Source organism: Paraburkholderia pallida, from assembly GCF_004524855.1.
GTDB classification, from domain to species: Bacteria; Pseudomonadota; Gammaproteobacteria; order Burkholderiales; family Burkholderiaceae; genus Paraburkholderia; species Paraburkholderia oxyphila.
In genome coordinates this window covers 1067626-1085968 of sequence record NZ_CP038150.1, presented here as the reverse complement: position 1 = coordinate 1085968, position 18343 = coordinate 1067626, and the positions used below count along the sequence as shown (strand labels likewise).

Annotated in this window: 13 protein-coding genes and 1 pseudogene; 10 read left to right on the top strand and 4 right to left on the bottom strand. The window is 60.8% G+C overall.

Going from position 1 to position 18343, the window contains the following annotated elements:
- The first annotated feature begins 4 nt into the window (after window positions 1–4).
- Window positions 5–1174, top strand: a complete 1170-nt coding sequence (locus tag E1956_RS31400) for a lipocalin-like domain-containing protein (protein ID WP_134756570.1) — start codon at window positions 5–7, stop codon at window positions 1172–1174.
- 43 nt (window positions 1175–1217) lie between these two features.
- Here the strand turns inward: E1956_RS31400 and E1956_RS31395 are convergent, their stop codons facing one another.
- The gene (locus tag E1956_RS31395; RefSeq protein ID WP_134756568.1) at window positions 1218–2057 is read right to left on the bottom strand and encodes a GNAT family N-acetyltransferase; all 840 of its coding nucleotides are present in this window, start codon (window positions 2055–2057) and stop codon (window positions 1218–1220) included.
- Window positions 2058–3037: 980 nt separating this feature from the next.
- Here E1956_RS31395 and E1956_RS31390 point away from each other — a divergent pair.
- Window positions 3038–4105 (top strand): purine-nucleoside phosphorylase, encoded by a 1068-nt coding sequence (locus tag E1956_RS31390; protein WP_134756566.1) that lies wholly within the window; start codon window positions 3038–3040, stop codon window positions 4103–4105.
- A gap of 36 nt (window positions 4106–4141) precedes the next feature.
- Here E1956_RS31390 and E1956_RS31385 read toward each other — a convergent pair whose 3' ends face one another.
- Window positions 4142–4609, bottom strand: coding sequence for an MEKHLA domain-containing protein (locus E1956_RS31385; RefSeq protein WP_134756564.1), 468 nt, complete (start codon window positions 4607–4609; stop codon window positions 4142–4144).
- Window positions 4610–4817: 208 nt separating this feature from the next.
- Here E1956_RS31385 and E1956_RS31380 point away from each other — a divergent pair, with 208 nt between their 5' ends.
- Both E1956_RS31380 and E1956_RS31375 read left to right on the top strand, forming a co-directional pair.
- On the top strand, window positions 4818–6449 hold the full coding sequence (locus E1956_RS31380) for an MFS transporter (RefSeq protein ID WP_134756562.1): 1632 nt from the start codon (window positions 4818–4820) through the stop codon (window positions 6447–6449).
- 355 nt (window positions 6450–6804) lie between these two features.
- A complete protein-coding gene (locus E1956_RS31375; protein ID WP_134756560.1) occupies window positions 6805–7782 on the top strand; it encodes a SphA family protein in 978 nt (325 codons plus the stop codon).
- 50 nt (window positions 7783–7832) lie between these two features.
- Here E1956_RS31375 and fusA read toward each other — a convergent pair whose 3' ends face one another.
- Window positions 7833–9881: an elongation factor G gene (fusA, locus tag E1956_RS31370; RefSeq protein ID WP_134756558.1), complete on the bottom strand. Its 2049-nt coding sequence runs from the start codon at window positions 9879–9881 to the stop codon at window positions 7833–7835.
- A gap of 597 nt (window positions 9882–10478) precedes the next feature.
- Window positions 10479–10739: pseudogene (locus tag E1956_RS47055) on the bottom strand (hypothetical protein); the annotation flags it as partial.
- 218 nt (window positions 10740–10957) lie between these two features.
- On the opposite strand from E1956_RS47055, the gene E1956_RS31360 reads away from it, so the two are divergent.
- The 6 genes from E1956_RS31360 (at window position 10958) to E1956_RS46720 (ending at window position 18031) form a co-directional block, all read left to right on the top strand.
- Window positions 10958–11572, top strand: a complete 615-nt coding sequence (locus tag E1956_RS31360; RefSeq protein ID WP_134756554.1) for an FMN-dependent NADH-azoreductase — start codon at window positions 10958–10960, stop codon at window positions 11570–11572.
- A gap of 137 nt (window positions 11573–11709) precedes the next feature.
- Entirely contained in the window at window positions 11710–12762 is a 1053-nt protein-coding gene (locus E1956_RS31355; protein ID WP_134756552.1) for an Atu2307/SP_0267 family LLM class monooxygenase, read from the top strand.
- Window positions 12755–13714 carry a glutathione S-transferase family protein gene (locus tag E1956_RS31350; protein WP_134756550.1) on the top strand — a complete coding sequence of 320 codons (960 nt, stop codon included), beginning with the start codon at window positions 12755–12757 and terminating at the stop codon, window positions 13712–13714. The genes E1956_RS31355 and E1956_RS31350 overlap by 8 nt, the downstream gene beginning before the upstream one ends.
- Before the next feature lie 149 nt (window positions 13715–13863).
- Window positions 13864–14661 (top strand): alpha/beta fold hydrolase, encoded by a 798-nt coding sequence (locus E1956_RS31345; protein ID WP_134756548.1) that lies wholly within the window; start codon window positions 13864–13866, stop codon window positions 14659–14661.
- A gap of 925 nt (window positions 14662–15586) precedes the next feature.
- Window positions 15587–16651 carry a porin gene (locus tag E1956_RS31340; RefSeq protein WP_134756546.1) on the top strand — a complete coding sequence of 355 codons (1065 nt, stop codon included), beginning with the start codon at window positions 15587–15589 and terminating at the stop codon, window positions 16649–16651.
- 900 nt (window positions 16652–17551) lie between these two features.
- On the top strand, window positions 17552–18031 hold the full coding sequence (locus E1956_RS46720; RefSeq protein ID WP_335930022.1) for a carboxylesterase family protein: 480 nt from the start codon (window positions 17552–17554) through the stop codon (window positions 18029–18031).
- Window positions 18032–18343: the final 312 nt, after the last annotated feature.

The following is an 18343-nucleotide window of genomic DNA, read 5'->3' as shown; positions in this document are numbered from 1 at the left end:
CGCGATGAGACGGCGAACCTTCCTGCGTAGTCTCCTGCTATGGCCGCTAGCCGCGCTGACGCAACGCGCTGCGTGGGCGCGCACGCCGGATTTTCCAACGGTGGCGAGCGGACAGCCGCTTGCGTTCCCGCGCGACTATGGCGCGCATTCGGGTTATCGCAACGAATGGTGGTACGTGACCGGTTGGCTGCAAGCGGATGCCGGCGCGGCAGCGGGCGCCACGCCGGGCGCCGCTGCGGAGCCATCGTTGGGCTTCGAGGCGACGTTTTTCCGCTCGCGCCTCGCCATCGACGACGCGAACCCGAGCCGCTTCGCGCCGAATCAATTGCTGTTCGCCAACGTGGCGCTGAGCGATCCGCACGCGGGCAGCCTGCAGCACGGCCAGCGCGCCGCGCGCCGCGGCTTTGGCCTGGCCGAAGCGAGCGAGACGGACACGGCGGTCCACATCGACGACTGGTCGCTGGAGCGCAACCTGGACGGCCTCTACCGCCTGAACGTCGCCACGCCCGGTTTTGCGTTTGCCTTCACGTTGCGGCCGACGCAGCCGATGCTCGTCAACGGTGCGGGCGGCTATAGCCGCAAAGGTCCGCTTGCGAGCGAGGCGAGCTACTACTACAGCGAGCCGGGGCTGACAGTCGACGGCGTGCTCAGGCGCGGTGGTCAATCGGCCGGCAAGGATGAGCACGTGCTGGGTCAGGCGTGGCTCGATCATGAATGGTCGTCGTCGCCGCTCGCGGACGTTGCGGTGGGCTGGGACTGGATCGGCATCGACCTTGAAGACGGCGGCGCGCTGATGGCCTTTCAGATCCGCGACAAGGCGGGGCGCAAGTTCTGGGCGGGCGGCACGCTGCGCGCAGGCGATGGCAGCACGCATGCGCTATCGCCCGATAGCGTGAGCTTCACGCCGCTGCGCCGCTGGCGCTCGCCTCATACGGGCGCGGTTTATCCGGTGGCGATGCGCGTCGATGCGCAGGACCTGCACCTGACGCTCGTGCCGCTCATGGACGATCAGGAATTCGATGGCCGCGCGAGCACCGGCGCGGTGTATTGGGAGGGGGCGGTGACGGCGTTTCAGGCGGGTGCGGTGGGCGCGAGCAGTGCAAAACCCGCTGTGAAGCCGGTAGGGCGCGGCTATCTCGAGCTCACGGGATATGTCGAGCGACTTGCGCTTTAGTTTTAGAAGCTGAGCGGTAACGTTCAACCCCGTGCGGCCCTTGTCACCCCAGCTCAAACGACGTCACGCCGAACACGCGATCGATCGCTATCGCTGGCGCGTCTTTCGTGTACATCCGCGCGGTTTCGAAGACGCTCGTCATGCCATGGCGTTCTGCCAGCGCGACGGCGGCAGGATTCGTTTCCGGCACGTCGAGCACGATGACCTCGCCGGGCATGTGCGCGGCCAGCGCGCGCAGCAGGCCCGTGGCGACGTCTGCGTCATCGGCGAAGAGCGGGCCGATCTTGCAGCCCGTCTTGCAGCGGCGTATGACGCCGTATCCGGCGATGCGGCCCGCGTCGACTGTTGCGAGCGCAACGGCATTGGGTTGTGATATCCAGGCGGAGATGAAACGTTCGCGCGCCGCGGGAAAACATTGGCGATCGTAGGCGAGCAATGGGTCGAATGGCACGTTGGATGCTGCCGTCACATGTGCGCAGCCGATGCCATTCACGTGGCCCTGATAGCGGATGTTGCGGTATGCGAGCTGGAATCCGGACTTCCTGTAGTTCGGTTGCTGGGCGACTACGCCGTCGAGGCCGATGTTGCGGTTTCCCAGGTAATGCATGCCATGCTGCCAGATTCGCATGCCGAAGCCATGGCCGCGATATTCGGGTTTTACGATGTACAGGCCGATGAAGCCAAAGTGGTCGTTGTAGGCGACGGCGGCGAGGCAGGCGACAGGTTCGCCGTGGAGGAGGCCGATGAAGAAGCCGTTTGGGTCTGCTTCCCTGAAGCAGGGTGAGTCGTGGTGGCCAGGGTTCCAGCCTTCTGTGGATGCCCAGTCGATTGAGATCGATATCTCGATGGGGGACATGGTGCGTACCATGAAATCGTGATTCATGGGGTGGGCCGTTGTTAGAGCAGAACTCTTTACTTTAGGTGGTGGGTATTTTCGATGCAAGGGTGAGCGTAGTGGTGGCGCTTTTCAGGTTAGCTAACCTGTTTAAGTCGATATTATGCTTATCGTGTGGTTTATTGAAGTTGGCCTTAACTTGTATTCGCGGCGGGCCGCAGGCGTTGCCCCTGTGCGGGGCGGCACCTACTTTTCTTTGCCGCGGCAAAGAAAAGTAGGCAAAAGAAAGCCGCTCAAACCGCCAGTGTGACGCAGTTCACCACTGCCCTGTATGTCGGAGCGGCTCCGGAGCGTCTGTCACCACGCGGCGTATAACGGAGTGACTAAGGGCTCATCCATCCGGCGGCGCTCCGCGCGCCGTGGGGTATAACCAAAACGAGTGGGATGCACGCGTTTTCGTAGGACTCCAGTCTATTCGGTCGGCGGATCGCCCACGCATTCGCCAGCCAGCACGCCCGTGCATTCACCAGTTAGCACCCCAACGCATTCACCGATTATCACCCCACTGCATTCGCCGAATAATACTCCAGTGCATTCACCGGTCAGCACCGCCGCGCATTTACCGGGTGGCACCCCTAGCGCAATCGCCGGCCAGCCCGCGCGGTTTTCCTTGCATACCCTTCCGCCCGCGCGTAGCGCGTGGCGGGAAGGATGAGTCCTTTGTCACTAAGGCGGAGTGTGCGAGGAGACGGATGCTCCGGAGCCGCTCCGATATACAGGGCAGTGGGGGACTGCGTCACACTGGCGGTGTGAGCCGCTTTCTTTTGCCTACTTTTCTTTGCGGCTGCAAAGAAAAGTAGGTGCCGCCCCGCACAGGGGCAACGCCTGCGGCCCGCCGCGAAAACAAGTTAAGGCCAAAGCATGGGTCACCATGAAAACAAGTTAAGTCCAAAGCACGAGCGGCACGCAAAAATAGCGACCACCCACTACAATCCCCAAACACATTCACATGAAAGGCGGACCCTCTCATGCCAAATCGTGCAATTCGCATAATGATTTCATCATTGCTGACGGCGGGCACAGCTCTTGCCCCAGCGCTAACGCATGCGACAGACACCTTCGCACAAGACGAAGCCACACCCCACGGCCGTCCAATCAAAGTGATGATCATTTCGATGTTCGGCCCGGAGGGCCAGGTCTGGCTCGACCACCTGGGCCCATGGCAGGACATCACCGTAGCGGGCTTGTCCCCTGACTACCCAACTGTCCACTGCAACCGCCAGGACATCTGCGTGATGACAACCGGCATGGGCCACGCGAATGCCGCCGCATCGATCATGGCGCTCACATTCTCACCGCGCTTCGACCTGCGCCATACCTACTTCATGGTGGCAGGCATCGCCGGCATCGACCCGCTTCAAGGCACCGTCGGTTCCGCCGCCTGGGCAAACTGGCTCGTCGACTTCGGCATCCAGTGGGAAATCGACGGCCGCGAAATTCCACCGGGCTGGAACACCGGCTATCTCGGCATCAATACGACGGGCCCGACCCAAAAGCCGCCGCTCGACTACCGCACCGAAGTGTTCCAGCTCAATCCGGCGCTGTCGAACGCGGCCTTCGCGCTCTCGCGCAACGTAACGCTGAGCGACAACGCCCAGGCGCAGGCGGCCCGCGCCAAATACAACTACGCGCCCGCGAATCGTCCTCCAACCGTGATCCAGTGCGATACCCTGGCCGGCGACACCTGGTGGTCGGGCACCGACATCGGCGAGCGCGCGCGCCAATGGACCAAGATCATGACCGACGGCAAGGGCACCTATTGCACCACGCAGCAGGAAGACAACGCCACCTTCGAGGCGCTCACGCGCGCCGCGAGCGCGCATCGCGTCGACCTGAACCGCGTCGCGGTGCTGCGCGCCGGCTCGGACTTCGACCGGCCGTACGCGGGCCAGTCGAGCGCCGATAATCTGCTCAACTACGCGTCGCAGGGCGGCTTCACGATCGCGATCGACAATCTGTTCCTTGCGGGCAATCCGCTCGTGCAGGACATCGTCAAGCATTGGGGCGAGTGGCGCGACGGCGTCCCGCAACGGTAACGCGTTCGCGGTGTGGCGCGCGTTCCGGTGAACGGCTCAGAGTTCGCGCGTGCGCGGGATGACAACGGCCTGGCCGTGCAGTGTGCCGCCCGCGTCAAGGAGCTGCCACAGCGTGGCTTCCTCGATCATGAAGCGCTGACCCGACTTCGTGATACGCACGCCCTTGTAGCCCGCCTCGTAGCCGAGCCGCTGCACGCGGGCGAGAAATTGCCGCCGCTCCTCGCGATCCGGCGCCTCGGCCGAGAGCCGGGAGGGCAGTCGGGTGATTTCATCCCAGCTATATCCGAAGCGGCGCTGCGCAGCTTTGTTGCCGTAAATGAAGACCGGGTCGGGATCGGTGTTGTGCGCGAGTACCGCGAACGGAGCATGCTCATAGAGCCATTCGGTCGATTCGGCGAGAGGCATGGCCTGCGGCACCAGCGGACGGCCAAGCAGGCGCGCGTAGCTGTCGGCAAGGAGCTGATAGAAAGCAGGATCGCTATGGAGTGGGATCGTCTGGGACATCTTCGATGGAGATCGTGGGGGCTGTGCAACGGCGCAGGCGCTCACGATACCGTATCTGCGGACGGCAACAAATAAAGCCCACTGTATCTGCATGATGGCTGAAATCCGCTTGAAAGCTGGCCAATCCATGCAACTCCCTGTTTAATATCGACTGTCCACCGATCGACTGAGCACCGTAACGTCGATTTCCATCCGTGGCGGAGCGAACTTGGCCAACCCGGATCTTCCCGATAGCGAGCCGAAGGCCGCGCACGTCGTTGGCGCGCAGGCGAGCCCATGCGACGCGCTCGTCATCCGCACGCAGCCCACCGCGGTCGATCGCCCATGCCGGCGCAGGCGTCTCGCGCTCGCCGCGACGATCCTCGGCTCGAGCATGGCGTTCATCGACGGCTCGGTCGTCAATGTCGCGCTGCCGTCCATTCAGAGCGAGCTCGGCGCGAGCGTCGCAGCCATGCAGTGGGTCGTCAACGCGTATCTGCTGTTTCTCGGCTCGCTCGTGCTCGTTGGCGGATCGATGGGCGACAAGCTGGGCCGCCGCACGGTGTTCATCGCGGGCATCGCGCTCTTTACGCTCGCGTCCGCCGCTTGCGGGTTCGCGCCGAATGCGGGGGCGCTGATCGGCGCGCGTGCGGTGCAGGGCATCGGCGCGGCAATGCTCGTGCCCAGCAGTCTCGCGATCATCGGCGCGGTGTTCGACGATGAGACGCGCGGCCGCGCGATCGGCACCTGGGCGGGCGTGGGGGCGATCACGTCGGCGGTGGGGCCGGTGGCGGGCGGCTGGCTCGTCGACGCGTTGTCGTGGCGCGCCATCTTCTTCCTGAACGTCCCGCTCGCAGCGGTGACGATCGCGCTCGCCATCGCGTCGGTGCCCAACAGCCACAAGCCCGATGCGCCCGAACAGCTCGACTGGCCCGGCGCGCTGAGCGCGGCAGCGGGGCTCGCGGCGCTCACCTTCGGCCTGACCGAGGCGTCGGCGCGCGGCTTCGCGCATCCGTTCGTCCTGGGTGCGATCGGCGCCGGCGTGCTCGTGCTCGCCGTATTCGTGATGATCGAAGCGCATAGCCGCAACCCGATGGTGCCGCTCGACGTGTTCCACTCGCGCGATTTCACGGGCGCTAATCTCGTTACGCTGCTGCTTTATTTCGGCCTCGGCGGGGCGTTCTTTTTCCTGCCGTTCACGCTGATCCGCGCGCATGGGTACACCGCAACCGAAGCGGGTGGGGCGCTGCTGCCCGTGCCCGTCATTATCGGGTTGCTCTCGCGCTTTACCGGCGGCCTGACAAGCCGCTTCGGTTCGCGCGCGCTGCTAACGGTGGGCCCGGCGGTCGCCGGAATCGGCTTCGCGCTGCTGGCGCTGCCGCTCGCGCGCGGCAGCTATTGGAGCGGATTCTTCCCGGCGCTCACCGTGCTCGGGCTCGGCATGACGATCACCGTCGCGCCGCTGACCACGACCGTGATGGGCTCCGTGCCGGGCGAGCGCACAGGCGTCGCGTCCGGCATCAACAACGCGGTTGCTCGCGTGGCGAGCCTGCTGGCGATCGCGGTGCTCGGCATCGTGTTCGTGTGGTCGCACCAGGCGTCGCTAGCGGCGCGCCTCGACGCGCTGCACGTGCCGCAGGACGCTCGCCAGACGGCGCCGTTGCTGGAGCCGGATGAGCAGGCCGGGACGGCATCGGGCGCCGCCCACACGCCGCGCCAGACAGCCGTGGCGCGCGCGCAAGCCGATGCCATCACCGACGCGCTGCGCGCCGTCGCGCTCGTCTCCGCCGCGTGCGCGTTCGCTGCGGCGGGGCTTGCGATGGCGACGATCGAGCCCCGGCAGCGGCGGGGAATAATCTAGTGGCAGAAGAGTAGGGGCTCGCTGGGTTCGATCGATACCTGCCAGGGTGGCCAGGCAGGTTGGTTTTAGGTCAATGCCACAAACCGCTCTGAGCGCCGTATTCGGCGATGCGATTGGCCGCGGAAAGTCTTATATCCCTGCTCATTCTTTTAGCGGGTTTCGCACACACGAATAACGACCGCCCTGTCCTTCCGGCACATCCCGACGGCTCCGTCAAATAATCTCGAATTTATGCTTAATGACTGTTTTGTTTGAAAAACTATGGCTTTCATTGTCTAATAATTGCCGCAGTTTCAGCCGGGCGAAATAAAAACCCTTAATAAATAAGTTGCTCTTCTCAAGAATAAACGCACCTATGACCAGTCCGAAGCGCGTTGGAAACTGCCTCAAGGTTTACGCCGCCACCAGCCTCGCTGCCGCCTTCGTGTTCGGGCCGGGTGTGGCCGGGGCGACGGAGGGCGCGCTCGGGCGGCCCGTGGCCGGCACGAGTGTGCTATCGGGCATCGGCATCGTGCCGCCGGACCCGATGACTATCGTCAGCCTGCAACAGGTTTATCTCGACGGGTCGATCGGCGCGAGCCGCAGCGTGCCGATTGCCGGTAAAGCGTCGCTTGGCGCCGAAGGCAAGCTCGCGCTCACGCTTGCAACGGTCGAGCACGTCTGGGGTGGCATCGGCGGCTGGGATTTTGCGTCGGCCTTCACGCTGCCCTATGTGTGGGAAGAGGTCACAGGCACCTTCTCCGTGGGGCGCGTGACGAGCTCCACGAGCGACCGGGTCTCGAACCTCTATGACATGTATTTCACGCCGATCGTCGCCGGCTACCATTTCAGCCAGACCGACCACATTGCGTTGAGCTTCAACTTCTGGGCGCCCACGGGCCAATACAATCCCCATGATCTCGCCAACGCCAGCCTGAATAACTGGACCTTCGTGCCGCAGGTTGCGTACACGAAGCTCGTGCCCAAATACGGGCTCGAATTCGACGCCGTGCTTGGGCTTCAGTTCTATACGCGCAATTCCGCAACCGATTACCAGAACGCGCCGTTGCTGACGCTCGATGTCATGGGCCTCAAGAAGTTCGCCAATGGCTTTGGCGTGGGCCTCGTGATGGGCACGGTTCAACAGCTCGGCAACGACAGCGGCCCGACCGCGGACAAGCTCGATGGCTTTGTCGGGCGCGATTTCGCCATGGGCCCGATCATCACCTACGACACGAAGATCAACGGCAAGCATCCGCTTTCCGCGAGCCTGCGCTGGGTGCCCACCCTCGCCAGCACCAATCGCCTCAAGAGCACGGCGACCGTGCAAGCGACGGCCACGATGGCGTTCTGATCGCGCGCGGCGGGAAAGCGAACGCATCCGCAGCACCCCGCCCGCGAGACTTATTCCGCGCTTTCGCCGCGCGCCCGGTGCTGGGCCGCGAGCTTGTCCTGCTGCGCGGGCGGCACGGGATCGTAGTGGCTTAGCTGGATGCTGTAGTTGCCGTGCCCGCCCGCCAGGGAATTCAGGCGCGACTGGTAGTCGTTGAGCTCGGCGAGCGGCACCTTGCCCGCAATCACCATCGCGTTGCCGCTCGCCGTGCGCGTGCCGTGCACCTGGCCGCGCCGCGAGGAGAGGTCGCCGATGATGTCGCCCATGGCCGCTTCGGGCGTCATCACCTCGATGTCGACGATCGGTTCGAGCACGATGGGCTGCGCCTTGAGCACCGCATCGATGAAGGCCTTGCGCCCGGCCGTGACGAACGCCACTTCCTTCGAGTCGACCGGATGGCTCTTGCCGTCGTACACGATCACGCGCACGTCCTGCATCGGGAAGCCCGCGAGCGGCCCGCTTTCGATCACCTGCTGAATGCCTTTCTCGACGGCGGGAATGAATTGCGAGGGGATCGCGCCGCCCTTGACCGCATCGACGAACTCGAATCCCGCGCCGCGCGGCAGCGGCTCCACGCGCAGCATGACTTCGCCGAACTGGCCCGCGCCGCCCGTCTGCTTCTTGTGGCGGCAATGGCCTTCCGCCTTGCCGCCGATGGTCTCGCGCCACGCGATGGTGGGCGGCCGCGTGATGACTTCGAGCTTGTGCTGGTCGGTGAGCCGCTCGAGCATATAGCGCAGATGCAGCTCGCCCAGCCCGTGCACGACGGTCTCGTTGGTGCCCACGGGATGCTCGATCAGGAGACACGGGTCCTCGGCGGCGAGCTTTTGCAGCACTTCCCAGAGGCGCTGCTCGTTGCCGCGCCGCGCCGGCTCGATGGCGAGGCCATAGATCGGATTGGGAAACTCGCACGGGGTGAGGTGGATATTGCCGTCCTCGGGGGCGTCGTGCAGCACGTCGTCGAAGCTGATGTCGTCGGCTTTCGCCACCGCGCAGATATTGCCGGGGCCGGCGCGCAGGATCTCCGTGTGGTCCTTGCCCTGCAGCATCAACAGATGCGCGACCTTGAACGGCTGGCGCCCGTTGCCGATATAGAGCTGGCTGTCGCGCGAGACCGTGCCCTGATGGATGCGGAACACGGCCACCTTGCCGATGTACGGGTCCACCACGATCTTGAAGACGTGCGCGAGCACGTGCTTGTTGGGGTCCGGCTCCGCGCGCACGGGCGTGGCCTTGCCCTCGGTCTCGCGATAGAAGAGCGGCGGGTTGCCTTCGGTGACATTGGGCAAGAGCCGCACGAACACGTCGAGCAATTGCGTAATGCCCGCTCCCGTTGCCGCCGATGCGAAGCAGACGGGCACCAGATGCCCCTCGCGCAGCGCGCGCTCGAAGGGCTCGTGCAGCTGCTCCGGGCGGATGGCTTCACCCTGCTCCAGATACAGCTCCATTAATTCGGGGTCCAATTCGATGACCTGGTCGACGAGCGCATTGTGCGCCGCCTCCACCGAATAAAAATCGGCCTCGCCCGCAGGATTGAAGAAGCAGTCCACCACATCGGTGCCGCCCTTCGCGGGCAGATTGATGGGCAGGCACTGCTTGCCGAACATCTCCTGGATCTGCGCGAGCAGGCCGGGAAGATCGACCTTTTCGCCGTCGATGCCGTTCACGACGATCATGCGGCACAGCTTGCGCTGCTGCGCCCAGGCCATCATGCGGCTGGTGGTCATTTCGATGCCGGTGCGCGCGTCGATCACGATGGCCGCCGTTTCCACGGCTTCCAGCGCGCTGATCGACATGCCCGCGAAGTCGGGGTAGCCCGGCGTATCGAGCAGATAAATGCGCGTGTCCTGGTAGTCGACATGCGCGACCGCGGAACTGAGCGAGTGATGGTACTTGCGCTCGAGCGGGTCGAAATCGCACAGGGCGGTGCCGCGGCTCACGCTGCCGGGTGCGTGCAGCGCGCCGCCCTGATGCAGCAGCGCTTCGGCGAGCGAGGTCTTGCCGCAACCGGCGTGGCCGACAAGCGCGACTGTGCGGATGGCTTCGGGACTGTAATCCATGATCGCCATCGTCCAGTAGTGGAGGTTCGGCAATTATTGGCGAATTTCTGCCCGTCTGCCAAATACAAGCGTGTATGGCTTGTGCGCGAGCGCGCGCAGCATGGGTGCGCGATGGGCGTTTTACCGGGCGACAGCGGTTTTTTGAGGCGTTATCGAGGCGCGTGTTCGCTGCGCCGCAATATCCGGGTAGCAGGGTCTCCTGGATTGCGGTGCAGCATTTCGTATCGGTTCGCCTCGACTCGCGAAAAGAAAGGGGCAGACCGGTTTGCGTGGCTTCAACGCGCGTGAGGAATATGCCTATGTCCATGACAGCGCGGTCCGCGTTCTTCGAGCCGCTATGGCACGGCACCTCATCCGCCTGGGCCTCCGTGATTTTGCCCTCGCACTGCCACATCCGGGCCAGGCTTAACGCCGCGCGCAATTCCAGCGATCTCGCGCCCTGTTGGCGAGCCACCGAGCGGTCTGCTCACACAACGCCAGCACGCGGGTGGAGGTCGTGGCCACCTCCGGCGCGCCATAGCCTCGCACGTCCGTCAAGGCTGGACCCAGGGAAGGCAACAGCGTCGACTTCCAATGCACGCGTGCCGGAGTATCGGGCAACGCTGCGTCAAGTGCGACCGTTTTCACAGCTGATGCGAATTCGCGGAGTCTCCCATTGGGATCCAATGCAATTGATTCGACCTCGCGCGTCGCGTCGTTGACCACCTTCCCGATCCAACGACGCAGCATCGATAGCAGCTGAACGGTTGCAGAACTCAGCGCGTGACGCATGAAGCAGGCCGCTTCCAGCCTGCGCGATCGTTGCGCGACGCGCTTACTGATCGAAGGCGGCCGCCGCGCGTAATCCTTGGGCCACCGCACGACATACCGGCCCTGGTGTTCGGTCCTTCAGAGTGAGATGTCTTTCCCAGTCGGCATTGGCGCGATAGCTCTATCCGCTTGACCGATGAAAGCTATCGAAAAATACCGGCTATTCAGTAGCGGCACAAGCATGCGACATTACCGTTACCGCGAGTTGATGGTTTTCTCGCTCTTGACGCATCGCCATCGAATAAGCATCCGCTGAGGCCGTTGCAATGAAACTCTTGCATCTCGATTCCAGTAATCTTGGCGCCTTTTCTGCCAGCCGTATTCTTTCCTCGGAGATCGTTGAACGCCAATCCGTGCTGTATCCGGGCATCCGGGTGCGGTACCGCGATCTTGCGAATGACCCGGCTCTGCATCTATCCGGTGCATACCTCGCGGCGCGGCAGGGGCAGGACATAGGGCAACCGCAGCTTGCTACACAGTCCGATACCGGGAATGCACACGTTGATGAGGTATCCGAAGCAGATATCGTCGTGATCGGCACGCCGATGCACAATTTCAGTGTATCGCCGCACTTGAAGGCGTGGATTGATCGCATTCTGGTGCGTGGCCGGACTTTTGAGTACAGCGAGACCGGAAAACTCAAGGCGCTTCTCCCCCCCGGCAAAAGCATTATCGTTGCTTTGACGCGCTGCAACAACTATCAATCTGGATCTCCAACTGCCGCATTCGAACACCACGAAAGTTACCTGCAAGATGTGTTGTCATTCCTCGGGCTGCATAACGTAACGTTTGTGAGAGTTGAGGGACTCGCGTTCGGTTCAGGAAGTAGAGACGTCGCTATAACCCGGGCGCGCGCCGAGATTGCGGCAATCATGGCTTGATGGTTATCCCTCAACCACGAAGGCCCAGCCAATGCACAGAAATTCTCATAATTTCGCCGCTGTGGGACAGCCGTGGCCGTTCATAGGTTTTTTGATCGCACCGCGCAGCGTGCATAACATCTGTAAAGCGAGCAGCAATGGAAATCGGCATCGATAGTTTCGCGGCAATTTTTCCCGAGGCCGGCGGGGAACGCCAACCGTCCCCAGCCGATCGGATGGAAGCGCTGATTGAGGAGGTGGAAGCGGCGGATCGCGTGGGACTCGATATCTTTGGTATCGGAGAGCATCACCGTAAGGAATTCCTTGACGCTGCCCCGGCTGTAATTCTCGCTGCCGCGGCAGCAAGAACCAGGAACATTCGCCTCGCCAGCGCGGTTACTGTGTTGGGCGCCAGCGATCCTGTCCGGGTCTTCCAGGAGTTCGCAACGATCGATCTCATTTCCAGGGGGCGCGCGGAAATCACGGTCGGTAGAGGGTCATTCGTTGAAGCCTATCCGCTCTTCGGCTTCCAGCTTGAGGATTACGACGCGTTGTTTGGCGAGAAACTGGAACTGCTTCTGAAGTTGCAGGAATCCACGCATGTGAAATGGACGGGGCGATTCCGTCCGGCGCTTGATGGAGTCGGAGTATTCCCGCGTCCACACCAACCTCGTTTGCCGATATGGATGGGGGCCGGGGGCACGCCGCAATCATTTGTGCGTGCCGGTATGCTCGGGCTCCCGCTTATGGTGGCCGTCATTGGTGGTGACTTCAGGCGCTTTCGGCCGCTCATTGACCTTTATCGCCAAGCCGGAATTCAGGCAGGACATTCCCCGGCTGCCCTGAAGGTTGGCATCCACGCTATCGGCTTTGTGGGGGAAACGACGGAAGCCGCAAAAAACGCCTTCTTTCCGGGGTGGTCGTATATGTTCACCGAACTTGGGCGCGAGCGTGGTTGGCCGCCGACAACGCGCGCTCAGTTCGAGGCAATGTGTGGGCGAAATGGCCCACTTCTTGTGGGCGATCCTGAGACCGTGGCGGCCAAGGTATTGCATGCCAGCCATGCACTTGGTGGCATTTCGCGACTGACGTTTCAGATGAGTTCCGCGTCGCTCGAAAGCGAGAGCATGCTGCGCTCGATCGAGCTCCTGGGAACCGAAGTCGCTCCAATCATTCGCAGAAGTGCGAACAGAGGGACGAGACATGGGTGAGCTAATCGACGGACAGTGGCACCGGACCGGCATCGAAACCGCACTTTCCAATGGGACCCTGCAACGAAAGCCATCGGTTTTCAGGCGCTGGGTCACGCCGGATGGTTCATCACGCGGCAACGAAAGAGGCTTTCAGGCGGCGGCGGATCGATACCACCTCTACGTGTCGCTCGCGTGCCCGTGGGCTCATCGCGCCCTGGTCATGCGGAACCTGAAAGGTCTTGAGAATATGATTGGCCTTTCGGTGGCTCACTGGCACATGGGGGCTGATGGCTGGACTTTCGAGTCCGGGATCGGCGTCGTCCCGGACATCGTCAACAATGCCACCAGGCTTCACGAACTTTATACCTTGGCCGATCCAGATTGCACGTCGCGCGTGAGTGTGCCAGTCCTTTGGGATAAGGTCGAAGGGACGATCGTGTCGAACGAATCGTCCGAGATCATGCGTATGTTTAATAGTGCGTTTGATAATCTCGGAGCGCTGCCGGGCGACTACTATCCGATGGCCTTGCGGGAAGAGATCGATGCGATAAACGCGCGCGTGTATGAAGGCCTTAATAACGGTGTATATCGAGCCGGATTTGCCACGCAGCAGAACGCCTACGAGATGGCTGTCGCTGAGGTTTTTGAAACTCTGGATTGGCTCGAAACACGGCTTCAGGACCGGGAATACGTGGCTGGCGACGCGTTGACAGAGGCAGACATTCGGCTTTTCACAACGCTAGTTCGTTTCGATGCTGTTTATTTTGGTCACTTCAAATGTAACCGTCGGCCACTCAGGGACTATCCCCGCTTGTGGGCACACACTCACCTTTTGGCCAGGCACCCAAAAATTCGACCTACGATCGACTTCAAGCACATCAAGGGTCATTACTACGGTAGTCATCCGTGGCTGAACCCGAACGGAATTGTGCCTGTCGGACCGGATGTGAGTTTCGACGTTGTACTTTAATCCGCAAATCGGAATGACGTGGCCGCAGGATCGACGTGAATTTTGGCAGAAAACGGCGCGCGTATCTTGGCGCCGGATTTCGGCAGACGCGGCATGTTAATGGAAGCGTGGTTCGAGAGCGAATCAAATATTAAGGAGACCTTGCAGCTATGAAGAAAGTTACCTGTGACACACTCCGGACGGAGGGCGCGCGAGGTGAAATCGTCTGGTACGTCGAGCGTCGGGGCAATGGACCGCATGTTGTGCTCATTCCCTCGGGAGAGGGGGATTGCGGATCCTTCGATAAAGTCGCCGAAAATCTGGCGAGCGACTTCACAGTGACTACATTTGACACGCCTGGATTTTCTCGGAGTGTAGCGGGCGTGAATGTCGATGTTTCGATGGTGTCTCTAGGCCACCAGGTGGCAAATCTTCTTTCTGCGCTGGCGATAGAGGATGCTGTGATCTATGGGTGCAGCTCAGCGGGTCTTGCTGCACTTGATCTGGTTTCTGTGTACCCGAAATTTGTGCGCCGTGCAGTTGTTCACGAGGCAGCGCTTCCAGGGGATGATAGAGACGCGGAGATCGTCAAACTTGCTGCAATGGATGACTCGGGGATCGCTGCAACCTGCGCGAGCCTGTTCGAGAATATGATGAACGAAGATCCAGCGGCATGGAGAGCAATTGGAGAACACTTTCATCAACGCCTTGCGAGAAACTATCCAACGTGGATACGTCGTTACGTCGCAGGCCCAAAGCACGAGCCATATGATCCCGGGACCCTGGCCGGGAAACCCATTACCTGGACTATCGGTGGTCTGTTTGAGGTTCGTCTCTTCTTTGGCAACGTGCAACTTGCTCAACGAGCCGGCCTCGATATCGGCCTCCTCCCGTGCAAACACTACCCACAGGTAAGCATTCCCGGACTACTGGCCGATCACATCCGAAAAGCAAGCCTCCTTGATTGACGATTGCATGATACCCAGCCGACGCGCTCGAGAACGGCTACGCTTTGGCATCGTGTGTTCCGGAACGCAAAATGACGACCATGAACCAGGCGATGGGGTGTGTGAACGAGACCCCCCGCCGGGCACATCTTGATGGCGCTCCGTTTGTCCTTCATAGCCAACCAAAATGGAATGTGATCCCGCAGTGGGATACGCCGCGCAACTTGTCGAGCCGCAGTGAGTAGCTCCCGCATCATGCGCCGGCGCTTTGTCAGTCGCTCAGGCGTCGCCAGCCGATTGCGTCCGAAGCGAAGCCAATTGGATTGGCAAGTGGTACTGCTGCAGTCTGCCTTCATCACAAACAGGATGCTATTCGATGCCGCCTGATCTGACACGTGCGGGCGCCCAGAGCGGTTCTTTCGCGAAGAGCGGGCCGCGGTAGTAGCGTTTCGATCAGGAGCCATAGCTCGTTGTCCAGGCTTCTATCTCTCCTGCTTGCTCAGGCAAGCGGTTCAATATTGCTTTACGAAAAATAATATGGATTCCATATTGATTAATTGCCAGGGTAAGTACTCTCAACGCAAAACTTTACGTTTGAAAAGTATAGCACTATGCTTGGTAAATGGGAGATTGAAGCAGGAGGCAGTCTGAGGCCGGTCACGGGAAAGGTCGTGGATTCTCATCCTGCAGGCGCTCGAAAATATGCCCTGGTTAGTCTGCTTTGGCGGGTCACGACCTGTCCCACCGAATACTACTCGTGAATTACACATCGTTTAGAGAGGATCTTTCGTCGAGGCGACGAGATTGAATTTTTTTGTACAGATCTCTGCAGAGGATCTGAAATAAATTTCTTTGAAATATTCGCCATAAAGTGCGCAGCGGATCGGCTATCCCCTAAGCCGACGATACGGCTTTGTCGCATCATACAAGCATGAGAAGGTGAGAAATGAAACGTTCAATTTTATCGGTCGTTTTGCTTGGAATTTTTCCTGCCATTTGTCATGCTCAAAGTAGCGTAACGCTCTACGGCATCGTAGATGCAGGATTTTTGTTCACAAGTAAGACGCCAAACGCAGCGGGTCAAAACGCTGGCCGAACATTTGCCCTTGCGGATAGCGAGCTGTCACCGTCGCTATTCGGGCTATCTGGGGTGGAGGATTTGGGTGGTGGCCTAAAGGCGAAGTTCAAAATTGAAAGCGGGTTCGGTCCAGCCAATGGCGGCTTCAACAACTCAACTGGGAACTTTTTCGGTCGCCAGGCTTGGGTCGCGTTGGGTGGAAAATATGGGGAGGTCAAGGCGGGCGTGCAATACTCGCCATTCGTGAATGCGGTATACGATTCCGACGCGCGTGGTTTTGCGGATTTCGGAGATATACAAAGCCTCTATGGCAACAACGTGTTCTTGACGGGCGTATACAATTCAAACGCGATCTCTTATACCTCCCCCAAGCTTGCGGGATTCGAGGGCAGCGTAATGCTAGCGCTTGGGGGGCAACCAGGTGATTTCCAGGCAGGTCGACAGTACGCTGCAAGCCTGAAATATGACAATGGCACACTGATGGTCAATGCGGCCATTTTTGATGGCAACAGTGGTGGTACTGTCAACACACCGGTTCCCAGCACTGTTGCATTCATAGGTCGCATGCTGGGTGCGGGATACCGATTCGGATCGCTGACCGCCAAGGCCGTGGTGGCCAACTTCAAGGTGGCTGGATCGGCCAACAACTATGTCTATGGAGGCGGATTCGATTACGCCGCGCTGCGGCAACTGGAGATTAATGCCGGTATCTGGGTGATGAGCGATCGAAACGATACCAAGAATCACTCACTGCTAGCGTCTGTTGGTACATATTATTTTTTGTCGGGATCGACAACGCTATACGCGCAGGTCGGCGTAGTCAATAACCACGGCGCCGCGAATACCGGTTTGTCTGTGTCCTACACGGGTGCGTTCTATGGGGTTCAGGGAACGTCTATTGGCGCAACGGTCGGGGTGCGGCACATATTCTAGTTACGGTATGCACAGAGTTGTGTCCGTGCAGGCTTAGCCCCTTCTTGTAGGCAGCCGAGCATATCGCGCCAGACGATGGGTCGCCGAAACCTTGGCGCCGATTTCTATGCATCGACTTCGCGCAAAGGTTTTAGCGGATATATCAGCCTTCGAGACGGATCCATGATCGCCATCGTCCAGTAGTGAAGGTTCGACAATGATTGGCGAATTTCTGCCCGTCTGCCAAATACAGGCGTGTATGGCTTGTGTGCGAGCGCGCGCAGCATGGGTGTGCGATGGGCGTTTTACTGGACGACAGCGGCTTTTAAGGCGCTAGCGAGGCGCGTGTTCGCTGCGCCGCAATAATCAGGCAGGGAGGTCTCACGGATTGCGTGCAGCATTTCGTGCCGTTTCGCCCCGGAAAAGAAAGCGGCAGACCGGTCCGCGTGGCTTCAACGTCATGGATTGCGCCCACGGCAACCTGCGTCACCCGATCTGCGCGTCGTAGCTCCACCGGCGCATCTTCGTCGCCTTCACGCGCGCGATGTCCTTGTGCGATGGATTGATCGGAAGTGTCGAGAGGCCTTTCCGTCTAGCCATTCACCCGGTGCATATCGGATCTGCAAAACTTGCATCGCCGGAATTCGCCGACCACCGGTATTTTGTCTCCTCGCATCAAATCAATTGGCTGGTCAATGACCAGGGCGGTAATACACCCATTGAGCCAGTACATTCTTCGGAGACAAAGCAATGATCGAAATCGCAGTAACGCGAGAGGGCGTCGTGAACGGCAAGGCAGGAAATGGATGCACCGCCTTCCTCGGCTTGCGCTACGCTGCACCGACTAGAGACCTTCGTTGGCGGCCGCCGCATCGGGCTCCGAGTTGGAGCTGAACGCGAGCAGCGGACCCGTTGTCCGCCGTGCCGATCCAGCATCTTCCTTCGGCGAAGTCCCTCTACTCGCCTGACGAGCATGCGCAAAGCGAAGACTGTCTGACGCTCAATCTTTGGAGCGCGGCGCGGCACAAATCGGAGCGCCGGCCCGTGATGGTTTGCTTTCATCTCGGCGTGTTCATCTTCGGTTCTTCCGCATGGAGCGGTCATGCCAATGGCAGCCCGCTATTTGACGGCTCCGCACTCGCGAGGCTTGGCGCGGTCGTAGTCACGGTCAACTACGGGCTGGGCAGGCAGGGCTTTCTTTCGCTTCCCGGACTCGGTGCCGAGAGCGGTCATAACGCTTCGGGCAACTACGGCTTCCTCGACCAGGTTGCCGTGCTGAAGTGGGTGCGCGAGAACATCGAGCAATTCGGCGGCGATCCGGAGAACGTCACAATCTTCGGTGTCTCCGCCGGTTCGGCGACTTGTTCGCTTCATATGGCGTCGCCGCTCTCCCGTGGCTAGTTTCATCGGGCGATTGGCGGAAGCGGCGCGTTCATGGCCGCGCCGGGCCGCCACAGCGGCCTGTTCGATCGTCTCCTGACGCTCGGGGCCGCCGAGGAGCAGGGGGAAAAGCTCGCACACGCGCTGGGCGCGGCCATGGGGGCTGTTGCAGTACGGTGCCTGTTTGCCCTAAGGTCTTTAATCGTTTTGCAAGCATTCGCGGGTCGGCGTGAACAGGGATTGGGGGGTAAACACCCCTGTCGACGCCAGATCTCGGGCCGTAAACGAGGGGGCAGCGTGTAGTCGCAAAGCTGCGGCCACGGCGACATTGCG